16 protein-coding genes are annotated in these 24,646 nt (G+C 40.1%); 2 read left to right on the top strand and 14 right to left on the bottom strand.

Annotation, left to right across the window (positions count from 1 at the left end):
• The first annotated feature begins 22 nt into the window (after window positions 1–22).
• A complete protein-coding gene (gene yegD, locus C7Y70_RS07295; protein WP_135474027.1) occupies window positions 23–1,390 on the top strand; it encodes a molecular chaperone in 1,368 nt (455 codons plus the stop codon).
• Window positions 1,391–1,401: 11 nt separating this feature from the next.
• On the opposite strand, the gene C7Y70_RS07290 is transcribed toward yegD, so the two are convergent.
• The 3 genes from C7Y70_RS07290 to C7Y70_RS07280 all read right to left on the bottom strand — a co-directional run bounded on the left by C7Y70_RS07290 (window position 1,402) and on the right by C7Y70_RS07280 (window position 3,794).
• A complete protein-coding gene (locus tag C7Y70_RS07290) occupies window positions 1,402–1,866 on the bottom strand; it encodes a methylglyoxal synthase (protein ID WP_087532055.1) in 465 nt (154 codons plus the stop codon).
• Between the two features lie 17 nt (window positions 1,867–1,883).
• Window positions 1,884–2,519 (bottom strand): LysE family translocator, encoded by a 636-nt coding sequence (locus C7Y70_RS07285; protein WP_135474025.1) that lies wholly within the window; start codon window positions 2,517–2,519, stop codon window positions 1,884–1,886.
• Between the two features lie 105 nt (window positions 2,520–2,624).
• Window positions 2,625–3,794: a multidrug effflux MFS transporter gene (locus tag C7Y70_RS07280; protein ID WP_135474023.1), complete on the bottom strand. Its 1,170-nt coding sequence runs from the start codon at window positions 3,792–3,794 to the stop codon at window positions 2,625–2,627.
• Between the two features lie 504 nt (window positions 3,795–4,298).
• On the opposite strand from C7Y70_RS07280, the gene C7Y70_RS07275 reads away from it, so the two are divergent.
• A complete protein-coding gene (locus tag C7Y70_RS07275; RefSeq protein ID WP_099294840.1) occupies window positions 4,299–4,772 on the top strand; it encodes a hotdog fold domain-containing protein in 474 nt (157 codons plus the stop codon).
• On the opposite strand, the gene C7Y70_RS07270 is transcribed toward C7Y70_RS07275, so the two are convergent.
• The 11 genes from C7Y70_RS07270 to bcsQ form a co-directional block, all read right to left on the bottom strand.
• Complete coding sequence (locus tag C7Y70_RS07270) at window positions 4,773–5,264, bottom strand: polymer-forming cytoskeletal protein (protein ID WP_058559868.1); 492 nt, start codon at window positions 5,262–5,264, stop codon at window positions 4,773–4,775.
• A complete protein-coding gene (locus C7Y70_RS07265) occupies window positions 5,254–6,402 on the bottom strand; it encodes a M23 family metallopeptidase (RefSeq protein WP_135474021.1) in 1,149 nt (382 codons plus the stop codon). Before C7Y70_RS07265 ends, C7Y70_RS07270 begins: the two co-directional genes overlap by 11 nt.
• 153 nt (window positions 6,403–6,555) lie before the next feature.
• Window positions 6,556–7,869, bottom strand: a complete 1,314-nt coding sequence (gene fahA, locus C7Y70_RS07260; RefSeq protein ID WP_058559870.1) for a fumarylacetoacetase — start codon at window positions 7,867–7,869, stop codon at window positions 6,556–6,558.
• Window positions 7,870–8,021: 152 nt separating this feature from the next.
• Window positions 8,022–9,068 carry a 4-hydroxyphenylpyruvate dioxygenase gene (hppD, locus tag C7Y70_RS07255; RefSeq protein ID WP_099294524.1) on the bottom strand — a complete coding sequence of 349 codons (1,047 nt, stop codon included), beginning with the start codon at window positions 9,066–9,068 and terminating at the stop codon, window positions 8,022–8,024.
• 299 nt (window positions 9,069–9,367) lie between these two features.
• Window positions 9,368–12,100, bottom strand: coding sequence for a metallophosphoesterase (locus C7Y70_RS07250; protein WP_135474019.1), 2,733 nt, complete (start codon window positions 12,098–12,100; stop codon window positions 9,368–9,370).
• Window positions 12,101–12,308: 208 nt separating this feature from the next.
• Complete coding sequence (locus tag C7Y70_RS07245) at window positions 12,309–13,802, bottom strand: peptide MFS transporter (protein WP_135474017.1); 1,494 nt, start codon at window positions 13,800–13,802, stop codon at window positions 12,309–12,311.
• A gap of 257 nt (window positions 13,803–14,059) precedes the next feature.
• A complete protein-coding gene (locus C7Y70_RS07240; protein ID WP_135474015.1) occupies window positions 14,060–17,896 on the bottom strand; it encodes a cellulose synthase subunit BcsC-related outer membrane protein in 3,837 nt (1,278 codons plus the stop codon).
• A complete protein-coding gene (bcsZ, locus tag C7Y70_RS07235) occupies window positions 17,887–19,020 on the bottom strand; it encodes a cellulose synthase complex periplasmic endoglucanase BcsZ (protein ID WP_135474013.1) in 1,134 nt (377 codons plus the stop codon). Before bcsZ ends, C7Y70_RS07240 begins: the two co-directional genes overlap by 10 nt.
• Window positions 19,020–21,266 (bottom strand): cellulose biosynthesis cyclic di-GMP-binding regulatory protein BcsB, encoded by a 2,247-nt coding sequence (bcsB, locus tag C7Y70_RS07230; RefSeq protein WP_135474011.1) that lies wholly within the window; start codon window positions 21,264–21,266, stop codon window positions 19,020–19,022. Before bcsB ends, bcsZ begins: the two co-directional genes overlap by 1 nt.
• Window positions 21,259–23,925, bottom strand: a complete 2,667-nt coding sequence (gene bcsA / locus C7Y70_RS07225; RefSeq protein WP_135474009.1) for a UDP-forming cellulose synthase catalytic subunit — start codon at window positions 23,923–23,925, stop codon at window positions 21,259–21,261. Before bcsA ends, bcsB begins: the two co-directional genes overlap by 8 nt.
• A complete protein-coding gene (bcsQ, locus tag C7Y70_RS07220; RefSeq protein WP_135474007.1) occupies window positions 23,918–24,637 on the bottom strand; it encodes a cellulose biosynthesis protein BcsQ in 720 nt (239 codons plus the stop codon). Before bcsQ ends, bcsA begins: the two co-directional genes overlap by 8 nt.
• Between the last annotated feature and the right edge of the window lie 9 nt (window positions 24,638–24,646).

Below are 24,646 nucleotides of genomic sequence, written 5' to 3'. Positions count from 1 at the left end.
TTGTCGTCAGTGTGGTGAAGCAATGGTAGTAGGTTTTGATTATGGTAGTTCTAATTGTGCAATGGGTGTTATAGGTGCAAACAACCTTGTTGAACTTGTACCATTAGAGCAAGGTAAGCATTACTTGCCATCGACCCTTTATACTCACCATAGCGCATTGGTCGTTGATTTTGTTGCCAAGAACCTAGCAGGCACCCCATTCGAGCACGATTATAAAAGCCAGCGCCAAGCCTTACTTAATACATTGCCACGCATAAAGTCTGACCTTGATTTAGCGGATGATGAACAAAGTATATTCATTGGCCGAGAAGCGATTAGCGAGTATGTGCAATTCCCTGAAGAAGGCTATTTTGTTAAATCACCGAAATCATTTTTTGGTGCAACTGGTTTAAAACAAGGCCAAATTAACTTTTTTGAAGACATTGCTACGGCAATGATCTTAAAAATAAAACAACGAGCAGAGTTGTCACTCAAGCAGTCATTAACTCACACTGTGATTGGCCGTCCTGTTAACTTTCAAGCGGTGGGCGGTGAAGAGTCGAATCAGCAAGCAATCGGTATTTTAGAGCGTGCTGCAAAACGTGCGGGCTTTAAAGACGTTGCCTTTTTATATGAGCCTTTAGCCGCAGGAATTGATTACGAAAGTAATTTAATTCAAAACCAAAAAGTACTCGTAGTTGATATTGGTGGTGGTACGAGTGATTGTTCATTTGTGCAAATGGGCCCGGACTTTCGCGGTAACAGCGAGCGAGATCATGACTTTTTAGCTCACAGCGGTAAACGTATCGGTGGAAACGACCTAGATATTGCGCTGAGCTATCATGGCTTAATGCCTTTACTCGGTTTAGGTAGTACGTTTAAATCTGGCTTACCATTGCCCAACCAACCTTTTTGGCAGGCATGTAAAATTAACGATGTAAATTTACAAAGCCAATTTTACGCACAAGCGCATACTCGTGAGCTCATTACTGCACTTCGTGATGCAAATGAACCAGCGCTTTTCCAACGTTTAATTAATTTACAACAGAATAAGCAGGGGCACCAGCTAGTGCAACAAGGCGAAGCCGCTAAAATAGCCTTATCTTCTGAACAAAGTTACAACTGTAATTTAGGCTTTCTAGCGACGGATTTAGCTAAAACATTGGATTTAAGAGATCTCGCGTTAGCCGTTGAAGACTCTATAAGTCAAATAGTGACGCTGGCTAAAGAAGCAATTAAAGAGGCAGGCGTTGTACCAGACGTTATTTATTTAACTGGGGGCAGTGCACAGTCGCCATTAATAAAAGCGGCACTCAAACAGCACTTGGGCGATATTAATATGGTGAACGGCGACCACTTTGGTAGTGTTACCGCCGGTTTAACCAAGTGGGCAAATATGCTTTATAAGTAGTAGGTGCCTACTTATAAATCTACTTGCCGAGTAGCGAGGTATTTTTCGTAATCCGGCAAGGTACGCTCAAGCTCACTGTTCATTAATGTTGAGCTTAATAGCATATCCGCACTGACTTCATTACAGGCTACAGGAATATTCCATACCGCAGCCAATCTTAGCAATGCTTTTACATCAGGATCATGGGGCTGTGATGCAAGTGGATCCCAAAAGAAGATAAGCATATGCACTTCGTGCTCAGCAATCTTTGCTCCAAGCTGTTGGTCGCCCCCCATAGGGCCGCTTAATAGTTTTACAACGTTTAACCCGGTGGTTCGTTCGATTAAATGTCCTGTGGTGCCTGTACCATACAATGTATGTTGGCTAAGGCTAGCATGGTGTTTTTTACACCAAGCTTGAAGAGCTGCTTTTTTACCATCATGAGCAACCAAAGCGATATTTTTATGCGCTGGGAGTGACTGTAATTTTTGTTCCATATTGACTCTTATTGTTATTACATTAGTAAATTAATGGCCAGTGCGATAAATACTACACCTGTTATGCGGTCAATCCAAATCTGGCTTTGTGGATGTGCTCTAAAATAGTGTGCAATTTTATCGCCGAAGTAAATATATGTGCAGTCAATAGGAAAAGCAAAAATAGGGTAGAGTAAACCAAAAAATGCCAGTTGAAACGTGGTTGAGCTTGATAGGGAGGGATCAACAAACTGCGGTATAAAAGCAATAAAAAACAGCGCCACTTTTGGGTTAAGCACTTCTGTCATCATCGCTTGAAACATAACGTTGGATTTCTTTTTGGTCGTGATATGAGGCTTCTCGTCACTATTGCATTGTGGCTCCTTAAACGTGCTTTTAAGCATACTAGCACCCAAATAGCAAAGATAGGCAGCGCCTGCATACTGCACCGTCGCATAAGCGGTCTCAGAGGCTTTTAAGATAGCCGTTAAACCAACTACGGCAAATAAAGTGTGTACTACGCCGCCAAGGGCAAAACCAAATGCACTTTGTAAACCCGCCGCGCGGCCATTAGCAAATGTTTGCGCCATAAGAAATGCGTTAGAGGGGCCAGGAGCAACAGCAATTAAAAAACTGGCTGCGAGGAAAGATAATAAAAATTCAACGTTTATCATTGTTAAGGCATGTGATTTTAATGGGCATCATATTAACAAAATTTGTTAAAAAGAAAAGCGAGCCCTGGCTCGCTTGTTGGGTGTGCTTACTTAAATAACGCATTGTTAATATTTATTTTTGAAAAGTAAATAGCAAAAAGGGAGCAGCAATAAAAAGTGAACACTAATTAATTGCGGAGTCGATAAATTAAGATATTGCGTCAAAAATACGAGCAAACTTGCACCGCTCATTTGCATAAGTCCAATTAAAGCAGACGCAGTTCCCGCTTGTTTTGGGAATATGCTGAGCGCACCTCCAGCCGCAGAGCCTAACGTTAAAGCAAAGCCAAATGCCGCAATAAACATAGGTGTCATTAATGCCAAAGGCGTTTTTAGATTACTCAACAGTATCATCAAAAAGCCAGAGCCTATGAGTATCAATAAACCACACTTTAACGCTTTAGTTGCATTTTTCTTTATAAATACAGGCATGGTGAAGCTTGCTAAAATACTCAGTACAGCATTGATTGTGAACCAGAAAGTGAAATCAGCAACACTTCCGCCAAGCTCTGTAATAAGCCAGCCTGGTGCCAGCGTTACAAATACCAAAATTGCAGACATGGCTACCATGCAAATTAAGCTATTAAAAAGAAAAATAGGGGTTGTTATAATTGGAATAAAGCGCCTTAAGTCGAGGATATGGCCATCGTAAACACTATCAGCAGGGCGGGTTTCCTTAAACATAAGTAAGGTAACAATAAGACCTAGAAACGCAAAGCCAGCTAAAAATAGAAAATTCATGCGCCAGCCAAACTGAACTGTAAGCCAAGCACCCAAAATAGGTGCTAATGCTGGGATAAAACACACAATACCATTTAAATAAGTGATCATTTGGCCGCTTCGCTCGCTGCCAAACCTATCTCTGACAATTGCAAAGGCCACTACAAAAGTTGCACATGCTCCAAACCCTTGTACGGCACGTGCTACTAACATGGTATTGAAGTTTGGGGCAAAGTAAGCGCCTAAAGAAGCTATGCCATAAAGGCTTACGCCAACGAGCGCAACTGGTTTACGGCCAAATTTATCTGCTAGTGGGCCAGCGATTAACTGCCCAAGTCCTACCGTTAGCATGAAAATAGCCACGGTTTGCTGAACTTGTTTTTCACCAACTTGAAATTGTTTTGCAATTGTTGGAAATGCGGGTAGATAAATATCAATTGCCAAAGGGCAAAAAATCACAAGAAGCGCAAGGATCAATAGCAAGTTAATAGTATGTTTGGACTGGGGTGGGTACATTCGAACTCCTTTAAAACAATATTTTAAGTGCCTTGTAGGTAAATTGAAAGCACTCTATTTATTAAAAGAAGAAAATATCTAAAGTCATCATTGTATTAGGGTCTGTTTATCATTTCGGATTATAATGTGTTCAGCTATGGGCGGTTTAATCGCGGCGCGAGGTTTGTAACCTAGTGAGCTAAGTCAAAACCGAGCGAAGCTTACGCGTTCTGATCACGCCCTTTACCACTATTCATGTAGGCAACAAAGAGTAAATTGCCCCTAGGCAGAACCCTAAGGGTTGCGCCTGTTTGGCATTGATGCTGCGTTATCGCCTATTTACGAGGAATAATCACGCCACATAGGCGCTGCCTACCAACTACTAAACAGACTGCTGCAAACTTAACCTTGAAAGGTAAACAGCTCCTAACAGTTTGCTTAACAGAATATGATGTTTTTTAGCTTTTTATAACTGGTCTGATGTGTTAGCTTTGTGATTATTAAAGCATTCACATGAGAAAAATAATGAGTGAACAATCTGCAGTTTTAAAAACATGGTTAAGATTAAAGAATATGCCGTTTGGTAATTGGTTATTTACTAAGGCTGTATGTTTTAAAGCCCCATATTTTGGTTCAATGAAACCCTATATTTTGGATTTGAAAGAGGGCTATTGTAGTGCAGTAGTAAAAAATAGGCGCAGCGTACATAATCATATCGGTACTATTCATGCGATTGCGCAATGTAATTTAGCTGAGCTATGCGCTGGCGTTATGGTTGATGCAACCGTCCCATACAAAACCCATCGCTGGATCCCTAAAGGGATGACTGTGAGTTACTTAGCTAAAGTAGATACTGACGTGACAGCTATTGCAGAAATTCAAATGCCAAGGCAATGGTTAGATAAAGAAGATTTAGTGGTGCCGGTAAGGCTTTATAACACCCGTAACGAGCTAGTTTTTAGCGCAGATATAACAATGTACATTACAAAAAAGAAATAGTTACTTTGTTTTCTCGGCAGATTGTTTATTGAAAAATGACAAGTCACTGTCACCTGTATCTAACACGGAAGTAAGATCAGGTTTATCATTTTCGGTGCTCTTTAGCTCGACGGTTTCTGCTTCATGGCGTTGTTTTAAGTTTCCTTCAATCGTTGCGCCAGCTTCGATACTCAGGGTATCTTGGTATATATCGCCATGTAATTCTGCGGTTTGTTCAATAATAACTTTACCCGCATTGAGTGAACCGATGATCTTTCCTTTTACAACAACGCTATCAGCAACCACGCTACCTTCAACAACACCAGTAATACCAATCACTAACAGGCTAACACGTACATCACCATCAATTCGGCCATCGAGCTGAACTTCACCTTGGCTGGTTAAACTACCAGTGAGGCGCATATCTTCAGAAATAATAGAAGGTGTGTTGTTGGTTCTTTTTAATTGGTTACCAGTTAAACCAGTATTAGTTTGCTTTTTTTTACCGAACACGTGCGAGCGCCTTAGTAATTTTAACAGGGTTAACATGCTTGTCATTGAGTAACACTTCATAATGCAAGTGCGTACTAGTACTTCGGCCAGTGCTACCCATCAAGCCAATTACGTCATTTTTAGTGACCGTTTGGCCTTTTTTAACTTTAATTTTATTAAGGTGGCCAAACCGAGTTACAAATCCATTCTTATGTTCTAATTCAATAAAATTACCATAACCGCCATTACGGCCAGCACGTAGGACTGTACCATCAGCAGGTGCGAAAATTTCGGTTTTATGCCAACCAGCTAAATCAACGCCTTTATGAAATGCTCTGCGACCATTCATAGGATCTTTACGCAAACCGTAGCTGCTTGAAATATAATAATCTGCGGCAGGGAGAGATTGCGGTAACTCATTAAGTAAGCTTTCAAGGCTATTTAGCAGTAATAATTTATCAGCGATGGCTAAAAATTCACTCGGAATTTTTGATTCATCAAATACATTGAGTGGGCCACCCTGTGCGGTGTCATTCGAATTGATGAGTAGTCGACTTGAAATGGCATCATCAATTCCCGCCACTTTAAGTGTTGCTAAAATACGTTGTTGGCGGTTTTCTATGTGTGCTTCAAGTGCGGTAAAATTGTTTTGATAGTGCTCACTTAAAAGAGCGAATCGTTGCTCTGCTGAGTAGTTGTTTAGGTGCGCCGTATTTTTACCACTAACCGGTTCATCAACAAGAGGCTCATGAAAATCACCTTGTTTTTTCTCTTCAATTTGAACAGCATCAGTCTCGCCTACTTTGCTAATAGACTCAGGTAACGATTCAATCATGCTTTGCAGTAAAGCATGCTTTTGCTCAAGTGCAGCTAATTGCTCTAATTGTTTTTCATGTAGTGCTTGTTGAGTTTGCTGTTGTTGTTGCCATTGTTGTTGCTTTGTTATTTGGCTTTTTTCAATGTCTGAAATTTTATTCGTTTGAGAGTAAACGTGAACGGTTGTTGTTACCAGCCACACTGTGGCTGCTAAAATAGCTAAAACAATTGAAATTTGTAGCCAAGGCGCTAAAACCACATGTTTAACCTCGCCATTTTGACGGATCAATAGCTGTCGGGTAGGAAATAATTTGTGGTAAAAAGACTTAATAAATACTGACATGGCTCATAAATACTGGCTATTAACTGGTCCACGATAGCAATTTGAGATAAAAAAGCCAGAAAAAAATTGTAATTCTTACTCATTTATATGTAAAAAGCGCCCAGTTGGGCGCTTTGATTTGTTAACTTTATATTAAAAATATTGGTTAATTAATCACTTAGCTGGCAGGATAGTGCCTTCAACTGAGCCAAAACCAATCCGTGCAAAACCTTCTTTTTCACACCAACCACGCATGATTACATTATCGCCATCTTCTAAGAAGCTACGTTGCTCACCGTTACTCAGGGTAATTTTTTCTTTACCACCGCGCGATAATTCAAGTAATGAACCGGCTTCTTCATGTGTTGGGCCTGATTGTGTACCAGAGCCAAGCATATCACCCGGCATAAAGTTACAGCCATTTACAGTGTGGTGAGTAACCATTTGCGCTACTGTCCAGTATGAATGTTTGAAGCTAGACTTAGATACTTGCTCTGGTGTGTGTTTTTCATCACGCATTTTTTGCGTTTCGATTTGTACATCCATCTGAATATCAAATGCGCCTAGTTCACGGTTTTGTGAAGACTCAAGGTAATCCATTGGTTGTGGATCATTCTCATCGCGTGTCCATGATGTTCTGTATGGAGCAAGCGCTTCAGTAGTGACGATCCAAGGCGAAACGGTAGAGGCAAAGTTTTTCGCTAGGAAAGGCCCTAGTGGTTGATATTCCCACGCTTGTAAGTCACGTGCAGACCAATCATTGAAAACACAGAAACCAAATACGTGGTTTTCAGCATTTTCGATAGCAATTGCATCGCCAAGTTCATTGCCTTTACCTAGGTAGATACCTAGCTCTAATTCATAATCCAAGCGTTTACATGGACCAAATGATGGCACTTCTGCATCGGGTGCTTTAGTTTGGCCATTAGGGCGATGGAAAGTTTGTCCTGATACATCGATTGATGATGAGCGACCATGGTAACCAATTGGCACCCATTTGTAGTTTGGCAGTAATGGGTTATCTGGGCGGAATAAGCTACCCACGGCTGTAGCGTGGTAAATTGACGTATAAAAGTCAGTGTAATCGCCAATACGACACGGTAATGCGAATTCGATATCTGCTTGGGCAATTAACGCCTCAGATAATAAAGCTTGCTCCGATGCACCTTCGCGAAGTGCTTTTGAAAGCGCTAAACGTAGTGCTGACCAATATTGCTGGCCCAAGCCCATAAACTCATTGAGTGTCGGTTGGCTTGCCGCTGCAACAGCAGTTTGCGCATCACCTGAAAAAATAGCTAATTCATTTACTTTTGCAAGGTCTATAACTTGATCGCCAATAGCAACAGCACCACGGAAAGCTTCGTCAGCGTTCTTACGACGTACTTCTGCAAATGGTAAGTTTTGAATAGGGAAGTCACAGTTTGCAACATTCGCTGAGGCTACCCAGCTAGTTAAATTTATATCATGGGTTTCGTTAATTAAACTCATTACATTTCCTTTGGTTTAGTCAGTCGCGCTTTACAGTGGATATGGTGATGATTAGCGCGATTTAAACAGTGAAAATCAGATTGTGATTTATAAAATAGGTTAAACGACAAAAAGCAGCGAGTTCGCTGCTTTTTAATTTTATAGACTAAAGCTTAAAGAACGCCGCGACGCTCTTGATCACGCTCAATCGATTCAAACAGTGCTTGGAAGTTACCTTCACCAAAACCACCATCATCCACACGTTGGATCATCTCAATAAAGATTGGACCAAATAAGTTTTTAGAGAAAATCTGTAGCAAGTAACAGTCTTCACTTTGGCTATCTACCAAAATTTGATGCTCACGGATTTTTTCTTTGTCTTCTTTAACCCACGGTACACGGTCAAAAATTGTCTCGTAGTACTCAGGGATAATATCAAGAGTTGCAATCGTTGATTTATCTAGCTTATCAAGTGAGCTTACAAGGTCATCAGTCAAAAATGCTAAATGTTGTACACCTGGGCCATTGTATTCACCTAGGTATTCATCAATTTGGTTATTATCGTTGCCTTTACCTTCATTGATTGGAATTGAGAAGGTGCCACATGGTGATTTAAGTGCATAAGATAATAGTGCTGTTTTCTGGCCTTTAATATCAAAATAACGTACTTCAGTGAAACCAAATACATCTTTATAAAAATTAGCCCATGTTTCCATAGTGCCTTTATAAACGTTATTGGTTAAATGATCGATACGTAGGAAGCCTTTATCAGCAACCACATTTTGCTCAGCTAAATCTTCAAAGTCGTTATCGTAGATAGAGCCGTCTTTACCAAATTGTTCGATGAAGTAAATTAGGCTATCACCGATACCGTAGATTGCTGGGTATGGTAAGTCTTTATGTGTTGAGTCTGTTGCTGGTTTTGCACCACGTGCTACGGCAGTTTCGAATGCATGTTGAGCATTCTCAACGCGCCAGCCCATTGAACAAATTGCAGGGCCATGGCTTTTTGCAAATTCTGCTGAAAAACCACCACGTTCATTATTTAACAAAAAGTGGATATCGTTTTGGTTGTAGTAAACGATGTCTTTACCTTTAAATGTTTTTAACTTAGAAAAACCAAAATCGGTAAATACTTTATCCATGTAGTCAGCATCTGGTGTTGCGTATTCTGTAAACTCGATACCAACTAAACCTAAAGGGTTCTTTTCATCACTCATTTTAATTCTCCCGCAATTAAGCACTGCGTTTAGTGTTGTTTAATGAGTGGGATGATTAACCATAAATGTGATTAGGGGAAGAGGTTGCATTTATTTAGCCCAGAGCCAAATTGTAAATTAAATGGGACGGAATTTTTAATACCTAATAGCTTCCTACTTGCCTAGCTCATGTTATCAGCATGCGTTTTATGGCGATATGTTCTTTTTATATGTAAGCGTTTAATTTTTAATGCTTTATAAGTGCTATTAGTTAGGTAAATATGGAAACGTATTCCCTTATTTACCTAACTTAACTGTAATCAATTATTTACACTGGCTCGGTTTTTGTTAAAAAATTGGCTGCGTTGTTGAAGCCACACGTTAGGTTTAATTACAGGTGCACTTTGATAATGACGTTTTACAGCTTCATTTAACTGTCGAGTTGACTGAGTAAATGAAAGCGAGTGTGTTGCTTCGCCAAGGGATGCAATTTCTTTGTCAGTCATAGTACGCCCAGCGAACAGCATAGCGTTTAAAAAACCGGCTTCGGTCTCATAATCGTTCTCTGTAAATAATAATGCGGCCTGATTAATTGCCCAGCGAGCGTCAATTTCTCCTTCATCTTTGACGCCAGCAAGTTTGCCGTTAATATATATTTTTAATACGCCATTAGCAGGGGCGGCGTAAAATACAAACGCAATTCGATTCCATTCACTGCTGTTTAGCTCACCAAAGTAACCGCTATCAGTGGTTGTTATGCCGATGCCATTACTTGTATTGTAGTAAAGTTCAGCATCAGTGAGGTTTGTTAAATCTGTTTGCCATAACGAGCGCCAACTTTTGTCGCTGCCCTCAGGCCATAGCACATCCATTACTAATGTATAATCAGAAATGAGATTTTGTTCCTTAAAGTCGCCATTAGCGGGAGTATTGGCTGTTAATCTAAAGCCTTCTGTTGGGCTATGACGTGCAAATGCCATCACACCTGAAGGGCCTTCCTTTAGATCTGAAATGTTTAATTCGGTGGTTGTTTTAAACTGTGTTTTCTCATCACCCCAATTATCAGATTCAGGGTCGTAATAACTTAGTACAGCTGGGCCGGTGTCTGCTAATAATGGCGTTTCAGGATTATCAAAGTTCCAAATGGTAATACTGTCATCGACTTTACATGCGCTGAGTACTTCATCAACGTCAATATACATGCATTGACTGGTACGAAAGCGCGCGTAATTATCAAGTATGGCCCAAGCCTCGGCCAGTAAAGTTGGATCATTTAAGGTCACATTACCAAAAAATAAGTCGCCATTAAAAGCCGGCCCCTTATGTAAAGCTACCATATATAGTTGAGTGTCTAAGACGCTATCTGGTGCTATGTAAACCCATTCAGGCACAGCTGCTGCCATTACTTTGAGGTCTGAGCCGCTCACCGTCACTTGATATATGGCATTAAAACCGGATGTATTAGAAGGCTGTCTTTCGACTTGAAATACATTATGAAAATCTTCCTGAGTCAGCGTGCCTGGGGTCCAACGATCTTGTACTTGAGTTGGATCGAACAACACGGCGTCTATATTCGAAAATTGATGTTGTGTTGCGAGTCCTGTTATTTGACTGAGCTCTTTAACAGTTGGGAAGTTTTGTGAAAGAGCTATCTCTGTTTGGGCATCTGGGGCATATTTACCCATGATCATATCAACTTCACGCTGAGTGTTGGTATCAATTGTTGAAACTGACGTTGTAGCAACCGTGTTGTAGTCTATATTTTTTACTGTTTTTGTTTGGGCATCAAATGTTAATGTTAAGTCTGTTAACCCTTGCGCGAAAAAGTTGGGTTGTATAACAATGGTCCCGTTATCTAGTTGTTGATAACTTTCGCCACCGTGAGTATGTCCGCCTAAAACTAAATCAATGCCCGGAACATTTTGCGCAACACGTACATCTGACCCTTCGCCTAAATGGCTCACCATAACCATATAGTCTACATCTTGGCGGTATTTATTGACCAGCTCTTGTGCGACATCCTGCCATAGCCAATTCATTTTAAAGTTTGCGATGAAATCAGGGATAGGATCAGTTTCAAGTGGTTCATCCAGCTCATTCCAAGGCACTGAAGTCATACCAAAAAAGCCTACTTTTAAACACCCAACTTGGACAACAGAGAAGTCAACTGCGTCAAACGTTGTATCGGGTGCACCTTCATAGGTGGTGTTACTGGCCAGAACTATTGCGTTTTCGTCACTTGCGTAATCGAGCAGTTGTTCAGGTCCCCATGCATAGTCATGATTACCAACAACTCTGACATCAAAAGCCATCGCTTTAATTGCCTCAACAGTTGCTTGTCCCATTGATGTTTGCTCTGCAACGGTCCCTTTTTCGTAATCATCACCACCATTGGTAAATAAAGTGAAAGGTTGTTCTGCGATGGCAGCATTGTAATAGCCTTTAATGCGACTAAAATATTGTTCTTTAAAACCAAAACGAGCATGCAAATCTGCAACGTGGATGAATCGCAACATTTGCTCGTTTTGATTATCAACACATTGCGGTCCAATTGTTTTTGCAACGAGTGGTAAAGTTCGAGATTGTACGGCAAAAGTCCCAAATGCTGATATTTGTGCACTGATTTGGTTTAAATTAGTCGTTGTGCTCGCCAATGGCTGCCAAGATTCATCTACGAGCTGAACAATAGTATAAGCTTGTTGCTCGGTGGCATCAGGTACCGTAATAGTGACTGTTAGTGGATTAGTAAATATGATGTCGCTGGGTGTAAAAGTATAAAGAGGTGAGACAATATTAAGTGCCTTATTAGCCTCATCTACATCCACTTTACTATAGATAAAGCTGGTATCAGATGATACTGCATTGGCTGGTGCACTAAGCTCTATGAGATCATTATCAAAGCTTTCAGAGAGGCCTGATTCAACTGAAATGATTAAGTTTGATTCAGCAACTTCAAAGTTAGTCTCTTTTTTAGAGCTATCTCCGCCGCACCCGCTTACTAACATGAGTAATATGCTTACACTAAGCAACTTACTATTAGAAAAAAAACTCATAATATCCATTTTACCACTAAGTCTAATAATCTCATGATAGCAGTAATAAATGCGTGGTTATAGGTACTTTATATAGAATATATTAACGTGGAAGTAACATAGGCTCAAAAAGGGGAGGGAATAAAATAGGCAAGATATTACTACCTTGCCTATTCGGGAACCAAAGTTGATACGAGGGTATCAATTTATAAAAACTAACGCTTTATTTTCAAACGTTGTTTTCAGTTAGCCCTTGTTTTTCCCAGATTTTAGCTTTGAAGCTCATTAGCACTAATATAATACCTACGCCTATGCTAAAGAGTGCAATTTGTAAGTACAGGTAAGGAATTTCTTCCATGTTGTTCGGATCAAAACCACCAGCTAATAAGCCTGCGATGATATTACCGATAGAATAAGTTAATACGAATACACCCATCATCTGGCCAGAGAAACGCTTCGGTGACAAACGGCTTACTGCGCTTAATGCTACTGGGCTTAAACATAGTTCACCCACAGTGTGTAAGAAGTAGGTAGTAACTAGCCAGTATGGCGCTACTTTTAAACCCTCTGCAGCGTAATGAGCAGCCATAAACATCACTAAAAAGCCAGAAGCCATGATGATTAAGCCAATCGCGCATTTGACGCTGTATGAAGGTGAGATCATTTTTTTAGATAAGTTAATCCATAGCGCCGCAAAAAACGGTGACAGAACAATAATAAAAATAGCGTTTAGTGATTGGAACCACGCGGTTGGGATTTCAAAAGAACCAATTAAACGGTCAGTGTAATCACGTGCAAATAAGTTTAGCGATGAGCCTGCTTGTTCAAAGCCAGACCAAAAACACGCTGAGGCTACACACACTAAAAACAGTGCCCACATACGGCGTTTTTCAGCTTCAGTCAGCTTGCCTTTGAAATAGATAATGCCAAAGTAAGCGAAGAAAATAAGTGTGAATGCGATTGCAACGTAGCCAGCTATAACAACAGGGTCAATGATTAGGTGGCCAGTCATTGCAGCTGCAACGATTGATGCAACAACGATTATAAAAGTAGCGATACCAAACCAAGCGCGTGTAATACCTCTTGCACTTAGCGGGTTAGCTGGCTGAGCACTATTACTCGGCAAGTGTTTGGTTGTTAAATGATATTGAATAAGACCAATACCCATACCCACAGCAGCAGCACCAAAAGCCCAATGCCAGCCTACATTTTCCATGAAGTAACCACACACATAATAACCGATGATTGAGCCTAAGTTGATGCCCATGTAGTAAATTGCATAACCACTGTCACGGCGCTCGTCTTCACTGCTGTATAGCAATCCGACCATAGCACTTATATTTGGCTTTAATAGACCCGTACCTGTGGCAACAAAAACCAGGCCGATGAAAAATGAATATTCATGTGGGATAGCCAATATAATATGGCCGATCATGATTATGATACCGCCATACCATACCGCTTTTTGGCCACCAAACAGACGGTCAGCTAGCCAACCACCGGGTAAACCTAAAAAGTAAACTGCACCAGTGTACAAACCATAAATTGCAGCGGCGGAGGCGACAGTAAAACCTAGTCCTTCTTCTTGCAAACTAGCGGTCATGAAAAGTACTAATAAGGCACGCATGCCGTAATAGCTCATTCGTTCCCACATTTCAGTGAAGAACAGTGTTGAAAGTCCTTTTGGGTGGCCAAAAAAGCCCCCAGTTGAAGATGAACTCATATTTACTTCCTAACTTATATTATTATTGCGGCCTTATATTTATTGCTTTATTCGTTCGTGCTTTAACGCACTTTTTGAACGGGCGGCCATGAATGTTTTCTAATGCAGCTAAGGTAATGGTTTGCTAACTAAGCGATAACTTAGTGGTAAGAGTCACACCCTTATCCTAGCTACAATTGCGGGTAAGTATACATAGACCTTATGGTCAGGGGAAGTGATTGCGATAGTTAGTACTGGTTGTACCTCACCACCCTGCGTTAATAGCTAGCATAAGGTACAACAGGAGTGCCTGGGAAAACCATTTCAGTGTAAACAGGTTTAAAGTAATACCTAAAATAAAGCTGGCCAAAATTGGGTTCATAAAAATCAGCACGATCTAAGTTAAAAAAGCCACCAAAGAACCAATGAGGCGTAAATCGATATTCAAAACTTCCCCCTAAGCTATATGAAATACCAGCACTTTTATCTCCTTCAAAGAAAGGATTAACGCCCGTGATTGATTCTCTTTGCATTGCCTGAGACTGTAGGAGTGGGTCATTGGGAAAGAACTCACTGTCATCATTTGTTGTGGTCGACCAAGAAACACCAGCACGTAATCTATATATAAAATCATTATTTAAGCGATGATCAAAAGTAATTGGAACAGAAGCGCCTAGATAACTTTGTGGGCTATAATACCCGCCATGGCCAAAGGTCTCTTCACTTAAATTGTACTTATATGACCAATGTAAAAGGCTTGCACCTAGGGTTAATTCAATATCTTTTTCTTGAATGTAACGGTTATATGCACCGCCCATGATGCTGTACTGCTGGTTATCTTTTACATTTTTGCCTTGTAGTAACTGAAAATCAGTTGAGCCCCAAAATCCCCACTCAAGACCTAGGTCGTGCGATACATTTAAGCGTAAACTCGTTGCTCGAACACCCCCCCAAACTTGGTTGGTGAACACATCTTCTAGTCCGCCATAGGATAAGACTGAGCTTGTAACTGGGCGCTTATTTAATGTCACACTGTAACCAAAGTCGCCAAAACTGTCGCTATAATCGACACCCCAAACAATATCTTCAACTAAAAAACCAATGGGGGTAGTACCAACGTCAAATCGCCAGGTGTCATTTTGCCAAGCTAAACCAATATCAATACCTTCTTGCTTTGGCTCAATACTATTTAATGGGCAGCCCAAAATACATAAGGCACCTTGCCCATAACGGCTGCCTGCAAATGTCTCGTCAAAGCGCGTTTCTTGGCTTGAAATTGCCACAGGGTCAAGCTTGATTATTGCTAAGCCATCCCATAATGGGAATCCCGCTTCTATAGGAATAGTACCAGCCCCAAGGCTTGATTGATTTTGTGTGCTTGTTTGACTACTAAAATTAATACCTGCTGTAATATAAGCCTGATTGTGTTCTACCATAGAGGCTAACTCACGTTTAGCATTATTAATATACCACGGGGCCTCGTCGTCTAATCTGTATAGCTTATAATTAAGCGCAGGGTCGTTGCTTGCCTTTATGCTGCTGTGTGGCTCAATGGCCTCTTTGTACCAAGTTTCAGCATAAAAAGGCTGTTTTTTACTTTGCGCAACTTGGGCTGCTTGATAATACATTTCTTGATTATAATCAGATTTAACTAATAAGCTTTTTGCTAAATCAATAGCATTGGTATCATCATTTAAATCTATCAGCGCAGTCATTAAAAGCTGCTGTTGATACAACTGATCTGGTTGAACATTTTCGATTAGTGAAGCAATGATATTATCAGATAATGCGTAGTTACCTTGCTCTCGGCTAATTTGCGCTACCGCCAGCTGAGTGTCAGACGATAAAGTGCTTCCTGTTTGTTGCTGTTGTAAATATAAGTCTATGGCTGCTTTTGAACGATTTAGCTCAATGTTTGCTGCAATCATAGCCTCAATGACTGCTGGATTATTAGATGAGCTTTTGGCAAGGCTGTTTAACTTATTCAATCGTTGCTGTGGTTCGTTAAACTTATTTATATGAGCAACTTGCAATGATAACCAGCGCACCTGATCATCGACGGTTGCCTGTTGAGGTAATTGATAATTGGTAAACCAGTGTTTTATTTGCTGCTCGTTACCACTATCTAAAAGCCACTGCCCATAGGTCATATGCCAATATGGACTTAAGGTATTATCGCGCTCTAAGGCAATTTTTAGTTGCCTAGTGGCATATTGTAACTCGTTAATTTGTTGCCACTGAACGGCAAGTTCAGCTTGCATTAGTGGAGTTAAAGGCTGAGCACCTAGCTCTGTGAGGTTGTAAATTATTGTGGCTCTATCCACAGGGTTATTATTTTCAAGTTTATCGAGTTTTGCATTCACAGACAGTTGTTGGGCAAATTGCTCAATATCACTTGTTCGAGCGTTGTTGGGAATATATTGAAGCGTATCTAACGCGCCTTGATAATCATTAAGTGAACTAAGAAATATAGCATGGCTGTATCGTAATTCGGCATCAAGCGGAAATTGCCACAATGTTCTATTATAAAGCGCTTTGGCGTGAGTATTTAAACCTTGTTGTTGGTATACATTCGCTAAATCATAGTACAGCCAGCTTTCCCGAGGGGTTTGTTTAATCGCTACCAAAAGTAACTCAACCGCGTCGTCAAGTTGGCCTTGTTCGACTAACATAGTCGCTCTTTGACGCAATTGCTGGCTTTGTAATACGGTATAATCTTCAATTATAGCTTGTTGTTGAGCCCGTGAAAGTTGGTAATAAAACTGATTAATTCTATCAAAGTTATTATCAACACTTAATATTTCTAACATACCACGCAATGCAGAGTTATTTATTGGGTCATTAGCTAACACTTTATTATAAAACTGCATGGCTTGCTGATAGTTGCCTTGTGCTTTATATACTTCAGCTCTGTAATAATTAACGGTATCAGGACTCTCAGCTAAGGTATCTGCTAAATTTAGTTTCAGCTGGGCACGTTTAAATTGCTGTGCAGCAATAGCAAGTTGAGTTTGTTCTATGTATTGCCAAAACTTGGCCGTTTTAGCTAAGTTTCGGTATACAGATACTAAATCAACCTCAAGCGTACTTCGTTGTGCTTCTTTGAAATATTTATACGCTTTTTCATTTCTACCTTGGCGGAGGTTTAGTAAGCCTAAGCTATTTAATACTTCGTGATCATCAGGCCTACCTTGGTATGCACGAAGCAATAAGTTTTCAGCTTTCACATATTGCTTCTTTTCAAGTGCATTTGCACCTCTCACCCAAAGCTTATAAGCCGGATCTGCCTGTTTAATTAATTCGTTTTTTAAATCAGCTTTAAAGTCTGAAAACTGTAATTTACCTTTGCTGCTGTTAGGGTAGTGACTAATGTATTCACGGTAGGCGAGGCTAGTCTCTTTAGTAATTGGCAAATTTCTTAGTGCATCGAGCCAAGCAAACTCTGCTGCAACACTGTATTGATTACTGTGTGCATAGTGAGTATATATCTCAAACGCCTTTTTACTTTGTGGATCACGCTTTAATAGGTGTCTTGCATAAGCAATATCATACCGGCCTATATTAGGGTAGCGCTTACGAAGTGACTGATACCCTTTAAGTGCCTCTTGCCAATTATTTGTATCTACTGCAATCCAGCTAATATGTTCAAATTCATATTCAGAATTAGGATAAACGGGGGAAAACAATACATCATATATTTTTACAGCTTGCTGGTATTGCCCCGCTTTAGCCAATAAACGGGCTTTTTGAACTTGTTGCTTCTCTTTAGTGCTTACTTTAGCAAATACTTTCAGCTGTTTAACGCAATGCTGTGAGTTATCCAGCTTACTAAACTGATCTATAACTATTTGCGCTCTGGTTGGGTTGTTTAACGCTAAATATACGCGTGCCTGAGCGCATCTTGCCAGCACGTTATTGGGTGCAATACTCATTAACTTATCTAAGCTGTCAGTCATGAGTAAGGTGTTTTTTTGAATTTCACCTAACTCAATTTGGCTCACAAGCCAATTAATTGATTGCGTATCTAAATCTTTCGCTGATTGGGCAAGCAACGGGCCTGATGTAAAATAAAAGGTACTTAACAGTGAAACACCTATCAATCCTTTTAGCGACATTCAGTGCTCCAATGAGGTGTCAATTTCCCCATTTCATCGATAGCGAATTGCTTGTTTACGGTACTCGTACCAAATAAGTATAAAACACTGTCGTAGTAACGACTTTTTGTAAACGAAGTATCGATCATCAATTTTTGCTGCAACGCAGTCATTGCCTCGTCTTCATTAAATACAGCGAGCAGGGGCAGTAGTGCCGCATCAAATCCTCGCGGGCCATATTTTTGTACTTTCCCTGTTTTTGCATAAGTATTTAGAGGGGAGCTAGATAATCTAACAACATGGTCTGACATTGGTTTAAATTGTTTTACTAACGTCTCTCTGTAAGGAGCATCTTCTGCCATCATACTGGCCCATAAATAAACACGTATAGCGTTATAGCTCCCTAGATCAGAGGTTGTTTTATCGTAATAAAACCCTTTACTTGGTTGATACATTACCCAATCAGGGCTAACACCTTCTTTACTCGTTTCGAGTATCATTTGAGCGGAGTTATCATGCAGTTTTTGCCAAGGAGAGTGAGGGTACAATTGACTTAATTGACGGAGAATAAAAAGAGGGGCATAGCTTGGATTGAGTTTGTATTGATCATTTTTATATTCAAAGCCACTTGGCGCAGGTAACAAAGACAGTCCCAAGTTAGGGATGTATGCGGTTTCTTCACGCATGATCCGTTTGGCCATTACCGCAGCGAGTACACTGTAACGTCTATCTTGCCAAAGTATTCCCGCTTGAGAGAGCGCGTATGCAATCCATAAATCAGAATCCGATGCTGGGTTTGAGTCCAATATCGACTCTTGTCCATCATCATTAATACCCCATTGCCACGCTGGAAGGCGCGTGCTCAAATCACCTTCAGCGAGATTAACCTCTGTCCAATCTAGCACTTTATCAAACGTTACGCGGTCATTTGCTATTAATGCAAAAAATAACGCGTAGGATTGTCCTTCAGATGTGGTGATCGATTGTTTGCTGCCTAAGTCGATTACGCGACCATCCGAGGTGATAAAGTGATTTTTGAAGGTTTCCCATTGTGTCCAAGGTTCACACATTGTTTGCGCGAAGCTTGTTGTTGTGAACAGTAGAAAAGCCAATAATGAATAAATCTTAATGTACGTATTTTTCATTATTCGTCCCCTTCAGATAAACGTTTTTGAGTTAATATACCGAGTAATCGCCAAAGTAAAAATGAGATAAGCAGTAGTATTAAAATAGATAAAAAGGCCAAAACAAATGGATGATCAGAGAAATGAAACCAAATCAAAGTATGGATAGGGATCTGACCAACATAATACAGGTCGTCAGTGTTTATTGTTTTAACTCCTTTGTTACTGATGACCGTTGCACTGCCTTTAATTTGTGCCGTGATGGTGTCGTTAATTAACGAATCACTTAACAGTGTATATGCACTATCTGAAGTCGCGATCATTGATACGACAGAACGATCTGAATTGAACGGCGATTGATACCCTGCAATTATCCCAAGCTTGCCTCTACTATTAATGCTTACATTAATTTTTTCAGGTTCATTATCATGATAGGCACCGTTATATATGGCCTGATTGACGATACGCTGATTGTTTTTTAATAGCACGCTGATAGCTGTGTCTTTTGGTAGTTCAGAATTTAGTGCATCGGGTTTACCAATAATAAGAATATCGTTCTGTGATAAATCTAGATCACTAGTTGGAAATGCGATGCTTAAACGGTGTGCAGGGTAGCCTGTAATTTGGCCTAAGTGGCCAGTAAAATTAAGGAGTAATTCGACAGCTTGCGCTGAACTATTTGGTTCAATAATAAGGGTTGTTTGGTGTAAATCAGCGTACTTTGTAAAGGGAAAACCACTGTTTGCAAACACGTTTAGGTTGGGTAAGGCAATGTAATGGTGAAAGTCACTCACGTCTATAGTTGAGCTTCCATCGATAACGCCGTACTCACCACCGGCAGGCACAGCGCTACATTTCCCTGCTTTTACAACACCAAATTTAAAGTCGTATGTTAGCTGGTTTTTCTTACTAAGATCTAATCCTGTTAGCTCAAAGTCACGTTGCGTATGGGCCATATTGTTATTGTTCAGCAGCGGCATAAAACTGTTTGATTCGACAATTTGCGAGCTGTCGGTTGCCAATACAAAACCGTTAATGAACTTTCCGTTGATAAGCATATTTAATCGTGAAAGTAATGCTTCATCGGCAGGTGCATTACGGTAATGTAAGTCAATAGGAATACCTTCTTTACGCCAGGTAAATAAATCTGGTGCAAAACGAACATCTAAATTTACTGGCCGTCCTTGAACGCCTTGAGATTGCAACTGATTGGGGTATTCGACAAACTCCTCAAAGGCAACCGGTCTATCTGAGCGAACCCAGCGAGGTGCGTCGTAAGCTTTTCTCAAAGGTAATTGATTGATCGCATTAACGCTTGCAGTACGGCCGGTCATAACTTTATGGCCGAATGCTAAACCAAGCGCGGCTTCTTTTAACTGATTAGTATCCTTGCCTAGAATAAGTAACACTTTTGCGTATCGATTAATTGGGCTTGAAATAATCTCAATGGTTGGTTTAGTGACATCTGGGTAATCAAGTAAGAAATCTGGTTTATTGTCATTTGTAGCAAATACAACGCTATGCTGAGTCGGTGTTTTATTAAATGAGACCGGAAAACTTGCTTTGCGCCAATCAGCTTTCGCTCCAAACCAGCTTGATAAAGTTGCCGCAGCTTCAAGCGTGTTTTTATCTGTTTTAGATGTGAAAATAAACGGCAGCGTGAGTTGAGTGTAATCTCGTTCATCAAAAAATGGCGCTGGTAGGTATTCCAGTAAGCTTTCAAGTGCAAGCGCTTGTTGGTCAAGCATGATAGCGCTATTTTGACTAAGTTCAGTCCAAATTGTTTTACTAAAATCGTCTTGGCAAATTAAATCGTAGTAGCCAACCAGCTCAAAGCGTACTTGGTTAAAGTCTTTGATGAACTTTGGGTTTAACTCAAGGCTGTGTGTTGCCAGTGACTCTATTTTTTTGTTGTGGTCATTAATGGGCATAACCGTGATTAGGTTGTCATTAAAGTATATTTTTAGATGCGATACTCTGCTAATTAATGCAGGGGAATGGCTATAAGAAAAGTTAAGCGTTAGCTTTTTACCAATTTTGTCTAATCGGTTAGTAAAATCAACAGTTGTTGCGTTGTTTATACCATCGAGTTTGTATTTATTAACCCCCAAACGCTTAAAGCTCAGCGTCAAACTTTGCGTTGGTGCTTGTTCTGGGTACCCGGCATCAAAAATACTTTTATCTGCAAGTGGCTCTGATGCGGCTGCAAATAAAGAGCTGCACAACACTAAAATTACAAAGGCAGGTTTAAATATATATTTAGTCATATTGGTTATAATACTTTATTGGTTTTTTCGGTAATAACGACACTACAAAGTTAATTATGTTTGCCATCAAAATTATAAATGGCTTAAATTGACTTGGCGCATGATAAATCAAATTGGTAAATCCTCTCAAGCTGGTAATACAAACATGTTTAAAGCTGTAAGAAGGTCTATCGTGTTTAAAGTTTTCTTGCCAATCTATCCAAGCATCCGCTCTTGAGAAGGTACATTGGATAAATGCTTTTTGTTTAGCTAAATCAAGATCGCGTAATGTTAAGCCAATTTGTGTTTTACGGGTGTTGCAAATATAAGTCGGAAATGAAAATTGCTTTTTGCCTCGGCTCATTAACAACTCAACTTTATCATTTTCACGACAAGGGTGGTCACTAATGGTTTCGATACCAACACCACTGTCAGAGTAATCTGTAATTTTAACCTTAATCGTACGACCGTTTTCTAACCGAATAGCCGCTGGGAAGTTTGCTTTAATTCGATGAGAGCTACGCACTTGTTTTGCTTCTGCTGCAACGGCAACCGCGGCGCCTAAAATAATGATGTTGTAGCTAACCCACAGCATACTGATCAGTAAAACGCCTATTTGTGAGACATCACCAAAAATCAATCGAAAAATGGCGTAACACATACCCAGTACGTTTATTAATAATAACACGATATAGGGCTTTGATATTAGCCAGTCGTAACGAGCGGTGTCGTTCAAGCCACCTTTCTCTGTAACATTAAATTTTCCTTTGTTGGGGTTAATAAGCGCTACAGTGGTCGGTTTTAATATGTACCATGCTAATACAGATTCATAAACTTCTCCCCAAAACGAATATCGGAATTTACCCTGAACTCTGGAGTTGGTTATTTTGACCTGCATTAAGGTGGGCACTATATATAAAAAAATAGCTGTAAAAGGAGCGTATATAATGTAGGCATTGAAGTAAATTAATGCCAGCGGGGCTGTTAAAAAGACAATACGAGGAATGCCCGATAAAAAGTGCAACATTGCATTTATATAACATAATCGTTGTACTAAGCTGAGCCCTTTGCCAAGTAATGGGTTATCAAGCCTAAAAATTTGCGCCATACCGCGGGCCCATCTTATTCTTTGGCCTACATGCGCTGACAAACTGTCAGTTGCAAGTCCTGCAGCTTGTGGAATATTAATATAGGCCGTTTTGTAACCTTCACGCTGCATGCGCAATGCTGTATGGGCATCTTCGGTGACCGTCTCCACGGCAAAACCACCAATATCGTCAAGCGCTTTACGCTTTAAAACGGCACACGAGCCACAAAAGAAGGTCGCATCCCACATGTCATTGCCGTCTTGAATTAATCCATAGAACAACATATTTTCGTTCGGAATCTTGCGGTGGTTATCAAGGTTTCTTTCAAATGGGTCTGCTGAGAAAAAGTGATGGGGTGTTTGCACTAAACACACTTTTTCATCATTCATAAACTGTCCCATGGTCATTTGTAAAAATGAACGAGCTGGAATATGGTCGCAATCAAAGATGGCAATATACTCGCCATCAGTGTATTTCATTGCGTGGTTCATGTTACCCGCTTTTGCGTGACTATTATCAGGCCTGTCTAAATAGCCAACGCCTATCTCTTTTGCTAACTGTGCAAATTCAGCGCGTTTACCATCATCTAAAATATAGATATTTAACTTATCTGCTGGCCAATCAATGCTTTGTGCTGCAATAGCGGTGGGTTTAACCACGCTTAATGGTTCGTTGTATGTCGGGATATAGATATCAACAGTTGGCCACTTAGACGTGTCACTATCCATCGGGATTGGCTTACGCTGCAATGGATTGATTGTCTGAAAGAAACCTAAAATTAGCACGAGCCAAGCGTACGTTTCAGCGAGTAGCAGGCCCAAACCTAAAGCCAGTGCAACAGGGTCCCCCCAATTGAGTGTATCAGTATAGCGCCACCATAAATAACGTGTTGAGGTTGTGACAGCAAGCGTGATCATTGTAATTGTGGCAATTTGCCCTTTAACGCGTCTTAAGGAGTAGGCAACAATTAATATTAGGCTAATGTAGATTGCTTGTGCTTCAAGGCTAAATGGTACAGTAACAAATACAAAGACTGTAAAAGCAATGACAAAATACAAGGTAATTTTGAGTAATTTACTATTCCAAATAGTTGCTTTTTTTACACGTTGATACGATTCGCTTTGAGTTCCTACTCTAAGCTGTAGCCATATTTTTTTGAATCGCCGAGTAAGCTTTCTGTCAGTAAAGCGTACTAACCTAACTGCTTTGCTAATGAGCTTGGTGCTGGTTTTTATCACAGCTTCACTAGGCTGGCGTTTAGTCGATACTTTAAATGTTGCTAAATAAAGGCTTTGTAATAACACTCTAACTATATTTGCTGGTGTCGAAACTGGCTCAGATACGTGAGGGTATAAGTATTTTAACTTTGTTTTTATGCGTTTTTTCTTATTGTTATCCAACTTAATGAATAATGAAATAAACAATAAAGCAAAAGGCATTAAAACAGCACCAATCACACTTACTTTGTGGTGATTAAAATAGCTATGAAATTTAAATAAAATAAACCGCACTAATTTTTTTGTAAAAAATAGGCTTAGAGTTAATGAGAATAATCGTTCAGCCACATTTGTTTTGTTACTGTGATTAATCATTATCTGTTGCTCGAGTAACTAGCCAACTAGCAAGCGTTTCAAAATCATCGTAGGCAACACTATAAGGGGCGCAATTGACAGCTACATTTCTAAAGGCAGTAGACTCTTTAATAACCTCATCTTTATTAATATGTACAGGTGCTAGCAAGGGGGTTTCAGATTGCCATATTTGAAGCAAGTCAGATTCGAGCTCACTGGCGGAGTTGTAGTTATTTACTAAGAAATAATGTTGCCACTTTTTTGCAGATTGGTTTAATTGGAGCAAGCGTCTGTAAATAAGGCTATGGCACACTGCATCACAATTAATTACTTCTAAAACAATGTCATGAGATGACAAGTCATAATCTTGTATATCTTGGTGTGCAGGGCAGTCAAATAAAAGCCAAGCGTTGTCATTTACTTGCAGTTGTTGTGCTGATTCAATCGTTTTTTGGGTACGTTGTGTGTTGGCAGATAATGTACCAAAGGGTAAAAAAATCACACCGTCATCATCAATGTGAAACTCATCCAGTGCACTTTCAAACGACAGGTAATTACTCCAGCCAGAAGCATGCTCCCACGGTAAACCAAAATGCAGGCCCAAGTCACTTTTAGGGTCGAGATCAATAGCGATGACATCTTCGTCTGATTTTCTTAGCGCGCAGGCAAGATTAGCCACAATCGAGGTTGCACCTGTACCGCCTTTAATTCCTTTGAGAAACACTTTTTTCATAATTTGATA

This window comes from Pseudoalteromonas sp. KS88, from assembly GCF_004766475.1.
In the GTDB taxonomy this organism is placed as follows: domain Bacteria; phylum Pseudomonadota; class Gammaproteobacteria; order Enterobacterales; family Alteromonadaceae; genus Pseudoalteromonas.
This window is presented reverse-complemented; position numbering and strand designations above follow the sequence as displayed.